Here is an 11,925-nt window from a genome sequence, read left to right as displayed (position 1 = left end):
TTTTTTCTCACCATAGCAAAGCGCTTATATAACCAATAAATAACGAATTTCGATCGCTTATAACCTAATTTTTTGTGATCAAGATCATTCACTGTAATCAGAATGTCATCTTGATTTGCATAGATGTCCAGATAATTAGCACGGTAATGATTTGTATAACAAATCAAAATGTCATCTCGATATGCTTCTGTCAGGATAGGCGCTTACGTTGCCTGCTATGGGTTTCTTTCGCTCTATGAAGTGGTTTTCACAAAGCGCAGTGCTGTTTTCTGCCAAAACTTGTCTTGCCGCCTTTCTGGCTTTTTATATTGCTCTGGAACTCAATCTCGATAAACCGGCCTGGTCACTGACTACAGTGTACGTTGCCTCACAACTCTATTCGGGTTCGACCGTATCGAAATCGGTGTTTCGCTTTTTCGGCACCTTGCTGGGTGGGCTGTTTACGCTGCTAATCTATCCCACTACGGTAGAGTCACCGATGCTGTTCAGCCTGTGCATCTCTTTATGGGTGGCGGTATGTCTCTATCTGTCGCTGCATGACCGCACGCCGAAAAGCTATGTGTTTATGCTCGCCGGTTACAGTGCGGCGATCATGGGCTTTCCCGACGTCACGTCACCCTCGGCCATCACCTACACGGTGATTTCGCGTATTGAAGAGATCACGGTGGCGATCATCTGCAGCAGCCTGGTGCACCGCTTAATCATGCCGGTGTCGATGCGCAGTCTGTTGGAGCAAAGCGTCAGCCTGTGGTACCAGAATGCGCGCAAGCTGTGCAGCGAGTTAGTCACGGTGATGCCAGCTGATAAATCGGTGGAACGAGAAGATATTCTGGTGCAGATGGCGAACTATCCTCTCAACGTCGAAACCCTGATTACGCACTGTGTTTATGAAGGCGATGCCGCGCGACGTCTGGTGCGGTTGGTCAGCGTGCAGTATCAACACCTCTCCTATTTGATTCCAACGCTGACAGCGATTGAGTCGCGGCTTAATTTGCTGGCGCAGCAGGAAATCCGTTTTCCGGACTATGTTGCAGAGGCATTCCAGCAGTTTTTGTTATGGCTGAACGGCGATGACCAGGTTCAGATTCACGATGTTTTGACCGTTACACAGGCGCAGTTGAAGCAGGCCTGGCAGGAGGGGCGGCTCAACAGTGAAGAGAGTATTTTACTAATTGGATTGCTGGAGCGCCTGCTGAATTTTGTGCGCATCGCCAATGCCTATCACAGCGTCAGCGAGCGTGTGAGTGAGTGGACACCGACCGTCAAGCCGGGAAAAACCGTGCGTGCGCATAAGCATGTCGATAAAGGTTTGCTGTTGCTTTCCTGCTTTACTGCGTTTCTGGCCACCTTCGCCACCTGCTTGTTCTGGATCGGCAGCGGCTGGAAAGATGGCTCGACTGCGCCAATGATGGCGGCGGTACTCTGCTCATTCTTTGCCGGGCTGGACAGTCCTATCGCGCCAATGAAGCTATTCCTGAAGGGCGTATTGATCTCAATGGCGATCAGTCTGCTCTACGTCACCGTGTTGATACCACAAGCGGTAACGTTTGAAGCGATGATCATCTGCCTTGCGCCCGGATTATTTGCGCTGGGATTGGTGATTGCCAACCCGGCAACCAATTTGATTGGCCTGATCGTCGCCACGCAGATTCCGGGGCTGATTGGCATGAGCCACCATTTCAAGCCCGATCTTCTGCTTATAGTAAACGCCATGATTTCGACGCTGGTGGGCATTGTCATCGCCCTGGTGCTGACATTGCTTATTCGTAACAAGCGTCCATCGTGGACGGCGAAACGCGCGGTGCGTAAAGGGATGCGCGATTTGCTGCAGTTTATCGCTGCGCTGCGTGTCAACACGGTAACGATGACGGCGCGCCAGCAATTTGTGGCGCGTACGCTGGATAAGGTGAACATTATCTTGCCACGTAAGCGCGTCGATCCCTCGCCCGATCTGGTTTCCGGCGGCAATCTGATTGCCGAGGCCTGGCTTGGTGCCAACTGTTACGACTATTACACGCGGCACAAAGCGCTACTGATCGAGAATGGCATTGAGAGTGCGGCGATGTTCCATGAGCTGAGTGTGTTCCTCAAACGCAGGCTGAAATCCCTGCAGACACAGCCCCATTCGGCGTTGTTGCATGAACTTAATCGCCTGCTGCTGGGTTTAGAAGCGCGAACATTACAGGAACAGGCGTTGTTTTCCCCGATGTTCCATCTGTTCAATATCCGCTTATCGCTGTTTCCCTCAGCGCGCTGGCCGGAAAACGCGTCACTTGAGGTTGATCGCGCATAAGTGTGCCGCAAACCCTGTATTTAAGCTGGGGGCATGCACCAGACTGACAAATCCCGTACAGTGCTGAACAGGCTTGATAAAGGAAAATCGCAGATGAAGATGATCGGTTTGATCGGTGGAATGAGTTGGGAATCGACGGCGCTCTACTACCGCATCATCAATGAACAGGTGAAGCAGCAACTTGGCGGATTGCACTCGGCGCGCAGCCTGATGTACAGCGTCGACTTTCAGGAAATTGAGAAGCTGCAAGTGGCGGGGGAATGGCAGCGAGCCGGCGAGATTCTGGCAGAAGCCGCGCGCAGTCTGGAAAAGGGCGGGGCGGACCTCATTGTGCTCTGTACTAACACCATGCACAAAGTCGCTGACCAGATTACCGGTGCCGTGGCTATCCCGCTGCTCCATATCGCTGATGCGACAGCTCAGCGTATTCAATCCGCTGGCGTGAAGCGTGTGGGCTTACTGGCGACGGCATTTACCATGGAGCAGGAATTCTACAAAGGCCGTCTGGCGCAGTCCGGCATTGATGTGCTGGTACCGGATGCATCGGGCCGGAAGACGGTGCATGACATCATCTATCAGGAGTTGTGTCTTGGCATTATTCGTGAGTCGTCGCGAGCGCGTTATCGTGAGGTGATTGCTGAGCTGGTGGCGCAGGGCGCCGAAGCGATCATTTTGGGTTGCACCGAAATTACCCTGCTGGTGAAGCCCGAAGATGCCAGCGTGCCGCTGTTTGATACCACGTTGATTCATGCCGAGGATGCGGTGAAACTGGCTCTGTCAATAAAATAATTATCCTGCTAATTATTTTGTGTGTTATTATATGCTCATTGAAGGCACAACGTCTGACCCCACATGGTCGTACAGGGATGTGCCAGAACTGGCTGCCAATACGTTGGCAGCCTTTTTTGTGGTCAGAATGCTGTTTCCAGTGAATCTGTGACGCAATAATCGTCGTCCACCAGTGGCAGATAGCGCCATTTATCAAAAGCGGTGCAGGGATGAGAGATACCGCATCCTACCCAATCACCCGGCTGCAACGTTTCATCATCGGGCAGCAGCAGATACGCATGTTGATCGTTGACGTCACTGATACGCAGATGGGTTGCCGCGCGCGGTTCACTGCCATCTGCGTTGCGGATCCATAATGGATTGGGCAGATCCTGGTCGAACGGCACATCACGCCGACCAAAATCGACAAAGGCCAATCCCGGTTCAGGGCGAGATAATACCCGCCCCCAAATCTCCAGCGCTGCATCGAAGTGATGGCTCGAACCCGGTTGCGCGAAGGGTGCAATGCGCGCATACAAGCCGCTATCATGCGCCATATAGGCACCGGACCGAATCAAGGGTGTCATCGGCAGCGGTAATGTCGCCGCAGTAAAGCATTCGGTCACCACGTCAAACCAGGCGCCACCGCCAGCGCTGAGGATGATGTGATCGCTGCTGAAGAGTTGATGATCTGCCAGCAGTGCAGCGGTGCTGATCATCATCTGACAATACGCTTTCACGCGCTGAATACCGGCTTCATCGCGACCCGCCCCCAGCGCACCTTCATAACCGGCCACGCCCACCAGCTGCAGTGAAGGGCTGTCTTTAATCGCTTCGGCAATCTTGATTGCTTCCTGTTGTGAACGGCAGCCGGTACGACCGCCACTCACCGACATCTCCAGCAGTACAGAAATCTGTGCATCGCCGAGATGCTGTTCCAGCAATTTTACGCCCTGCAGTGAATCCACATAGCAGAGGAAACCGTGGTCGGGATGCTGCTGCTGCCATTGGCCAATCCAGCGAATGCCCGCCGGATCGACTAGCTGATTGGCGAGAAACACATTGCGGATGCCAAACTGACGCAGCGCACGCACCTGTGCTGGCGTGGCAGCACCCAATCCCCACGCGCCACCTTCGCTAATGGCGCGGCGCAAGATCGCGGGCGACATTGAGGTTTTCCCGTGTGCTGCCAGCATGATGCCGTTCTCCTGGCAAAACGTGGCAAGCTGGTGGAGGTTGTTCTGCAGCGCTGATTGCTTCATCACCATCAACGGCGAGAACACTTCATCACAGGTAAAAACGTTACTGCCCGGCCTTAACGGTTGATCGCCAGCTCCCGCTACCGATTTAAACCGTGGCGCAGGTTGTTGGGCATCCAGCAAACCGTCTGCCTGCAGTGGAAAACGAATCGACATAGTGGCTCCTGTTAGTGCTCAAGCACGCGCGATAAGAATTGCTGAGTGCGCGGGTTCTGCGGATTAACAAAGATTTGCTCCGGCGAACCCTGCTCAGCGATAACGCCCTGATCCATAAACACCACGCGATCGGCCGTTTTACGGGCAAAGCCCATTTCGTGCGTCACCACCACCATGGTCATGCCTTCACGCGCCAGGCTGCGCATCACTTCCATCACTTCGCCAACCAGCTCTGGGTCAAGTGCGGAGGTGGCTTCATCAAAGAACATAATTTTCGGTTCCACCGCCAGCGCGCGCGCAATGGCGACGCGCTGCTGCTGACCACCGGAAAGCTGTGCCGGATAGTGATGCGCGCGCTCCGCCAGCCCAACACGGGTCAGTGCCGCCATGCCGCGTTTGTTGGCTTCCGCTTCCGACAGTTTTTGCGCTTTAATCAGCGCCAGGGTGACGTTACCCAGCGCGGTTTTGTGCGGGAACAGGTTGAACTGCTGGAACACCATGCCGACATGGCCGCAAATTTCGCTGCTGCGCTTACGGTCGTGCAATGGCACTTTGTTAACCCATATTTCGCCGCCATCAGCGGTTTCCAGGCCGCTCATGATGCGCAGCACAGTGCTTTTTCCTGAGCCGGATGCACCAATTAACACCAGCACTTCGCCGGGTGAAACATCCAGACTGATCTCTTTCAGCACCTGAGTGGAGCCAAAGGATTTAGTAATGCGGCTCAGCGTAATCGCAGATTGGCTCATGATATCTGGCTCCTGGTTTGATGATGTTGAACCCAACGTGAAAGTGGGAAGCAGATGGCGAAGTAGAGCAGGGCAACCAGGCCGTAAATCACCAACGGTTGGCCGATGCGATCGACAATCGCCTGGCCCTGATGCATCAGTTCGGACATGCCGATCATGCTGACGATCGAGGTGTCTTTAATCAGCGAAAGATACTGACCGGCCAGCGGCGGCAACACGATGCCACGGGTTTGGGGCAATACCACGCTCATGAAGGTTTGACGTTTGGAAAGCCCGAGAATCCAGGACACTTCCCACTGTCCTTTCGGTACCGCTTCAATCCCGGCGCGGAACACTTCGGCGATATAGGCACCTTGATAGATGCTCAAACCGAGGATCCCGGCGGCAAACAGGTTGATCTCATAACCGAAGTAGGCCACGCCGAAGTAGATGAACATCAGCGTGATCAGCACCGGCGTACCGCGAAACAGCTCGGTATAGAGTACGGCGATCTGTTTGGCGACCGGCAATCGGCTGGTGCGCAACACGGCCGCCAGTAAGCCCAGTAACGTGCTGCCGATAATGGCGGCGATGGACAGCAACAGCGTGATACCCAGTCCTTTCAGCAGGATGGGGAAAGAGCTGATGATAAGCTCGCTCATAGCGCATTCTCCTGTTTCACTGGATTAGTCAGCCATTTTTTTGCCCACCACCAGGCGGACTTTTTTACCGGGGTCACCAGCGGCGGGTGGAACATGCGCCGTCCTGCCACCGTGCCCAGCCAGGAGAACAGATTGCTCAGCACCAGATAGACCAGCGCGACCACGCTAAAGGTCTGGATATACAGCAGAGTGCGGGCGTTGATCACCGTGGCGGTGCCGGTCAATTCTGGCAGGGCAATCGCAGAAAGCAGCGAAGTACCGAGCAGCAACTGAATCAGGTTGTTGATGATCGCCGGCCATACGGCGCGTGCCGCCTGCGGCAGCACCACGCTGAGAAAGATTTGCCGACGCGGGATGCCGAGAATATAAGCGGCTTCGAGCTGACCTTTTGGCACCGATTGAATCCCGGCACGAAAGGTTTCAGACAAGTAAGCGCCAACGTTGATGCCCAGCGCCAGCACACCGGCGGTAAAGGCACTCATGGTGATGCCCAGCGAGGGCAGGCCAAAGAAGATGATGAAAATTTGCAGCAGCACCGGCGTGTTGCGAATAAACTCGACGTAGCAGTGACTGATCCAGCGCAGGGGAGCAACAGGCGATGATTTCGCTAATGCCGACAATAAACCCAATGCTACCGCCAGCACGAAGGCCAGCAATGTCACCTGCAGTGTCAGCCATGCGGCCTCAAGAAAGGTGTCGGCATAGCGCCAGAGGGTTAGCCATTGATAACTCATGGTTTGACTCCTTCGAACGGCGCGGCATCAACTGCCGCGCCGCACATCAATCAATATTGCGGGTTCAGCGGGTAACGTGGCTTGCTACCGAACCATTTCTGATACAGTTGGGCGTTTTCACCCGATGCATTAATCTCAAACAGGAATTCATTCAGATAGTTGGTCCACACCTGATCCCCCTGTTTCACACCGAAGGCGTTATATTCCAGTGGTACCAGCGCTTCGTTGGTCACGGTTAACGTCGGATCGAGCTTGGCCTGATAGGCGAGGAAGTTGTTGTCTTCGATCATCGCATCGGCCTGACCTTGCTTCACGGCGAGGATCGCGGCTTGCGATGAGTCGTATTCCTGAATTTTCACATCAATACCGAGGTTACGGACTTCATCCCCATTGGTTGAACCCTTCACTGTGGCGATGGTTTTGCCTGCCATATCATGCGCAGATTGGATACCGCTGTTCTTGCGCACCAGCATCGCTTCACTGGCCACCACATACGGGTTGGTGAAGCCGATCTCTTTGGCGCGTTCAAGATTGCGTGTGAAGTTACAGAACACCACATCGACTTTATTGGTTTGCAGGTTAGGAATACGGTTGGCGCTGGTGGTATTCACCATCTCCAGTTTCACGCCCATCTCCTTGGCCAGTGCTTTAGCCAAATCAACGTCATAACCATCCGGGTTGCCGTCTTTGTCATAAAAACCAAAGGGGGCAAAGCTCAGGCAGTCACCGACACGCAGCGTGCCGCGTTGCAGTACGTTCTGCAGGGCCGATTGCGGTGCGGCGCCAGCCTCTTTTTTTTCTTCGGTGGGTGTGCAGCCAGCTAAAACCAGTAACGCCAGCGCAGCGGCGCCGAATTTAAGCGATGTTGTGTTCATTTTATGCTCTCTATAAAATGGTTATGAGTCGGCGTAACACCGATATTTCACAGCAAAATGAAAAGCATCAATTAATAACAGGCTGTCCTGGTGTGGGCGAAGAAAATAAAAAATCGTCAGCCTGTTTTAACCGTAATAATTATTTACGATCGGCGCGGAAGCATTTCATATCCACTTCCACTTTGCAGTCGACCACTAAATCCTGCACGCTGCAAATGCGTGCCGGTGGATTTCCACTGAATATCTCACTGAATACTTTATTAAAGGAACTGAAGTAGCGTGCGTCGGTCAGCACGGCTGTGACGTGTACCACATCTTCCACGCGATAACCTGCCTCGCGCATGATGGTCAGGCAGTTATCAAATGCTAACTGGGTCTGTTCAATGATACCGCCTTCCACCACTTCACCGTCGCGCATCGGCGTCTGGCCTGAAATATACAGCCAGCCATCGGCCTCTACCGCACGGGCGAAGGGCAACATTTGCCCGCCAGTGCCGGTCCCGCCTTCAATGCCATAACGTTTTATCGTCATGCAAATTGCCTCATTTCTGGAGTTGTTAGTATGTCCGATATATAAGACTCAAATCTGCAATACCGGATAGGGCAAGATTTGCACAGTGGATTTGCTTTTGCAATATGTGATCGGCTATTTAATTTTTTGTGATGTAGTCGGGATCGCAAAATAAATTTACTGCGGAGTTGTTCGTTTAATAAGAATGTGACCTTCGTCGAACATTTTTAATGTCAGCAAAAAATCGTTGCGCCAAAATGAGGCCCCAAAATAGATCGCCATAATATAACGTTAGTGACTAATTTTTATTTTTACGGGGATGGGTAATTGTTGCGTTGGGGTGTATGATGCTTTTCTTTTTTCATGTATTCCAATTGCACCAATGCAACAGGGGAGTGAGCGTATGCCGGATGAAAAACCGTCACGGGCGCGCGGTGTTGACCGGGTTATTGATATTTTCCGTCAGTTGCATATTGCCCGCCAGCCGATGGCGATGCGCGATTTGATCGATGCCACTGGCGCACCCCGATCCAGCGTTTATGAGTTGGTCAGTTTGCTCAGTGAAGCCGGGCTGGTGGAATTAGATGCAGATGGTGCGGTGTTTTTCGGTCGCGAGATGCACTATTACGGTGCGGATTACATGGCGCACAACGATCTGATCCGGCGCGCGCATCAGTTGATGGTCGAGATTGTGGCGCGCCATGGCGAAACAGTGCAGCTTTGTATGCTGGAGGGCAACAAGTACACGGTGGTGCTGTCCGAGAGCAGCAACGCGCACCCCTTCAAGATCACCTCAGATATCGGCGTACGCGTGCCCATCACCTGGACCGCTACCGGGCGTTTACTGCTGAGTAACTGGTCTGATAGCGCGATCCTCGATTTGATTCCAGAAGAAGATTACCGTCTGGCCAGCGGGCAGATTCTCGATAAGCAGGCGTTTCTCGATGAAATCCATCATGCCGGTAGGCTGGGCTATTGCATGACGGAAGGGCTCTCCGAAAGCTTTACCTGCTGTATGGCCGCGCCGATTCGCTCACGCAGCGGCCAGGCGGTGGCGGCGATCTGCTTTATGGTCAGCCGTGATACGTCGCAAGAGCGTCGGCAGATGCTGTTGCAGGAGTTGATTACCTCCGGGCAGAAGCTGTCCGATTTCACCTGACGCGCATTTCCCTGCTGCGGCGGCTTGCGGGCTGCCTGCAGGGAACGGATAATCCATCCGCCATCCGCCATCCGCCATCCGCCATCCGCCATCCGCCATCCGCCATCCGCCATCTGCCATCTGCCATCCAACCTTCATCACTCAACATTAACACTCGGTTACAACCCATTGTCCTGGCGTTTATTTTCGGCCCTTAAGGTTGTGTTAAGGTAATTGATAATAATAACTATTCTTTTTACCACGGAGTTTTAGGATGAAAACACGCCTGCTACTGGCAATGGGATTACTGGCTTCCACGGCGGCTTCGGCTACCACTTACCCATTAACCGTCACCGATATGGACGGCAACACGCAAACCATCACTAAAGAACCGCAACACATTATCCTGCAGGATGGCCGCGATATTTTGACGCTGGCGCTGCTGGATCGTGATGACCCGTTCAAGCGTGTGGTGGCGTGGAATAACCTGCCGAAGAAACAAGACACCCAAACCTGGGATCTGCTGAAAGGCAAATGGCCTGAAGCGACCAAAATTGTCGATATGGGCTTCAGCGACCAGGGCCAGGTCAATCTGGAAAGCGTGCTGGCGCAAAAGCCCGACATGATGATTGCCCAACTGCGCGCGAAACCGGCGCTGCAACAGTCAGGTGTATTGAGTACGCTGAATAATCTGCATATTCCCGTGGTGTTTGTAGATTATGAACTGCACCCCGCGCAAAACACGGCACCCAGCGTCACGCTGTTGGGCAAAGTGTTGAACCGTGAGAGCCAGGCTAAGGCCTATACCGACTTCTATCAGCAGAGGTTTGATCGCATCACCAAAGGCGTGGCTGAGGTGAAGAACAAACCGACTGTGTTTATTGAGCCGATTGCCGGTAACAGCGATAACTGCTGCTTCACTCACAGTCACAATGGCTGGGGCGGATTAGTCGAAGCCGTAGGCGGTAAGAATATTGGTTCCGAGCTATTGCCGGGCAACGTGGGCTTTATCGCGCTGGAAAAAATTATTGCGATGAAACCGGACGTTTACATCATGACCGGTTCAAAGCGCCCTAACACCAACGTGCTGCCATTCGGCTACGGCGTGCAGCCGAAAGAGGTGAATGCCACTTTCCAGACACTGTTGAAACGTACCGGTCTGGCACAGATCGAGCCGGTGAAAAATGGCCGTGTTTATGGCGTTTACCATCATTTCTATAACCACCCTTACAACATCGTGGGGATGGAAATTCTGGCAAAAGACCTTTATCCGCAACAGTTTGCCGATTTGACGCCTAACGCCGACTTCCGCACCATCGTGAAAAAATTCACTAAGTTACCGGATGAAGCGATCGATCTAAGCTATCCCGATAACAAGTAATGCTTGATAGCGGGCCGAAACGGCCCGCTTTTTATTAGCCTTGAACAACAATCTTTCTTCGACGCAATGACAACCGTAATTGTTATGTTATAACATATCAATTATAACGTTTGGTGTGGCATGTCACCGCACCTGCACTTGTCATGTTGAAGGAGTTGCAATGTCATCATTATCCCCGAATTTTAAAAAGTTGCCGGTTACTGTCCTCTCCGGCTTTCTCGGCGCGGGCAAAACCACGCTGCTTAACCATATTCTCAACAATCGCGAAGGTCGCCGCGTGGCGGTGATCGTTAACGATATGTCGGAAGTGAATATCGATGCCGCTCTGGTGCGTGAGGGCGGGGCGGAGTTGTCGCGCACCGATGAGAAGTTAGTCGAGATGAGTAACGGCTGCATCTGCTGCACGCTGCGTGAAGATCTGCTGCTGGAGGTCGATCGCCTCGCAAAAGATGGCCGTTTCGATAACCTGGTGATCGAATCTACCGGTATTTCCGAGCCGCTGCCGGTGGCGGAAACCTTTACCTTTGCCGATGAAGATGGTCAGAGCCTGTCAGAAGTCGCTGCGCTGGACACCATGGTGACCGTCGTGGACGGCTTCAATTTCCTGCGCGATTACGAATCCAACGAGAGCATCAAATCCCGCGGTGAATCGCTGGGTGAAGAAGATGAACGCACGGTAGTGGATCTGCTGGTGGATCAGATTGAGTTCTGCGACGTGCTGATTCTGAACAAAACCGATTTGATTGATGAAGCGGAAAAAGCCCGCTTGCTGGCGATATTGCATTCTCTCAACCCGCGCGCACGCGTGGTGACCTCTGAGTTTGGCAAGGTTGCACTGAAGGAAGTGCTGAATACCGGTTTATTTGATTTTGATGCGGCCTCACAAGCCCCCGGCTGGTTGCAAGAACTGCGCGGTTCACATACGCCAGAAACCGAAGAGTATGGCATCCGCAACTTTGTGTTCCGCGCGCGTCGTCCTTTCCATCCCACCCGCTTCGCCAGCGTCATTGAAGGCGATCTCAAAGGCGTGGTGCGGTCTAAGGGCTTCTTCTGGCTCGCCAGCCGCCCACGCTATGCCGGTTCATGGTCACAGGCCGGTGGCGTGACGCGTCAGGGCTTAGCAGGCATGTGGTGGGCCAGTGCGCCGAAAGAGCGCTGGCCGGAAGATCCCGAGACGCTGGAATACATCATGCAGAACTGGGTCGAAGGCACTGGCGATGCGCGTCAGGAAATCGTGTTTATTGGTATTGAGATGGATGAAGCCCGTCTGCGCAACCAGCTGGAACATGCGCTGCTGACTGACGAAGAGATGGCGCAGGGCCCGGAAAACTGGGCCGAATATCCGGACCCGTTTGAACCCTGGTTTCACTGAGGAAGATAAACGCGAGGAACCAGGCAGATCGTTGACGGTGCAATGAAC

General features: G+C 53.3%; 11 protein-coding genes. 5 read left to right on the top strand and 6 right to left on the bottom strand.

Going from position 1 to position 11,925, the window contains the following annotated elements; genetic code table 11:
* The first annotated feature begins 235 nt into the window (after positions 1-235).
* Both QMZ65_RS12810 and QMZ65_RS12805 read left to right on the top strand, forming a co-directional pair.
* Positions 236-2,293, top strand: coding sequence for an FUSC family protein (locus tag QMZ65_RS12810; protein ID WP_283216112.1), 2,058 nt, complete (start codon positions 236-238; stop codon positions 2,291-2,293).
* A 93-nt stretch (positions 2,294-2,386) separates the two neighbouring features.
* Positions 2,387-3,082: an aspartate/glutamate racemase family protein gene (locus QMZ65_RS12805; protein WP_283216111.1), complete on the top strand. Its 696-nt coding sequence runs from the start codon at positions 2,387-2,389 to the stop codon at positions 3,080-3,082.
* Between the two features lie 122 nt (positions 3,083-3,204).
* Here QMZ65_RS12805 and QMZ65_RS12800 read toward each other — a convergent pair whose 3' ends face one another.
* The 6 genes from QMZ65_RS12800 to QMZ65_RS12775 form a co-directional block, all read right to left on the bottom strand.
* Positions 3,205-4,476, bottom strand: a complete 1,272-nt coding sequence (locus QMZ65_RS12800) for an alanine racemase (RefSeq protein WP_283216110.1) — start codon at positions 4,474-4,476, stop codon at positions 3,205-3,207.
* 11 nt (positions 4,477-4,487) lie between these two features.
* A complete protein-coding gene (locus tag QMZ65_RS12795; protein ID WP_034822369.1) occupies positions 4,488-5,225 on the bottom strand; it encodes an amino acid ABC transporter ATP-binding protein in 738 nt (245 codons plus the stop codon).
* On the bottom strand, positions 5,222-5,866 hold the full coding sequence (locus QMZ65_RS12790; protein ID WP_283216109.1) for an amino acid ABC transporter permease: 645 nt from the start codon (positions 5,864-5,866) through the stop codon (positions 5,222-5,224). Before QMZ65_RS12790 ends, QMZ65_RS12795 begins: the two co-directional genes overlap by 4 nt.
* Positions 5,863-6,600 (bottom strand): amino acid ABC transporter permease, encoded by a 738-nt coding sequence (locus QMZ65_RS12785; RefSeq protein ID WP_045833600.1) that lies wholly within the window; start codon positions 6,598-6,600, stop codon positions 5,863-5,865. Before QMZ65_RS12785 ends, QMZ65_RS12790 begins: the two co-directional genes overlap by 4 nt.
* Positions 6,601-6,650: 50 nt before the next feature.
* Positions 6,651-7,475, bottom strand: a complete 825-nt coding sequence (locus tag QMZ65_RS12780) for an ABC transporter substrate-binding protein (protein WP_034822375.1) — start codon at positions 7,473-7,475, stop codon at positions 6,651-6,653.
* A gap of 139 nt (positions 7,476-7,614) precedes the next feature.
* Positions 7,615-8,007 carry a RidA family protein gene (locus QMZ65_RS12775; protein ID WP_058960439.1) on the bottom strand — a complete coding sequence of 131 codons (393 nt, stop codon included), beginning with the start codon at positions 8,005-8,007 and terminating at the stop codon, positions 7,615-7,617.
* Between the two features lie 382 nt (positions 8,008-8,389).
* On the opposite strand from QMZ65_RS12775, the gene QMZ65_RS12770 reads away from it, so the two are divergent.
* The 3 genes from QMZ65_RS12770 to zigA all read left to right on the top strand — a co-directional run bounded on the left by QMZ65_RS12770 (position 8,390) and on the right by zigA (position 11,877).
* Positions 8,390-9,145, top strand: a complete 756-nt coding sequence (locus tag QMZ65_RS12770) for an IclR family transcriptional regulator (RefSeq protein ID WP_097117651.1) — start codon at positions 8,390-8,392, stop codon at positions 9,143-9,145.
* A 253-nt stretch (positions 9,146-9,398) separates the two neighbouring features.
* Positions 9,399-10,505 carry an ABC transporter substrate-binding protein gene (locus QMZ65_RS12765; RefSeq protein ID WP_034822383.1) on the top strand — a complete coding sequence of 369 codons (1,107 nt, stop codon included), beginning with the start codon at positions 9,399-9,401 and terminating at the stop codon, positions 10,503-10,505.
* A gap of 160 nt (positions 10,506-10,665) precedes the next feature.
* A complete protein-coding gene (zigA, locus tag QMZ65_RS12760) occupies positions 10,666-11,877 on the top strand; it encodes a zinc metallochaperone GTPase ZigA (protein WP_283216108.1) in 1,212 nt (403 codons plus the stop codon).
* Positions 11,878-11,925: the final 48 nt, after the last annotated feature.

It is taken from the genome of Pantoea sp. EABMAA-21 (assembly GCF_030053335.1).
GTDB lineage: Bacteria > Pseudomonadota > Gammaproteobacteria > Enterobacterales > Enterobacteriaceae > Pantoea > Pantoea communis.
The sequence above is the reverse complement of the archived record's forward strand: the minus strand, read 5'-3'. Positions and strand labels throughout refer to the sequence as shown.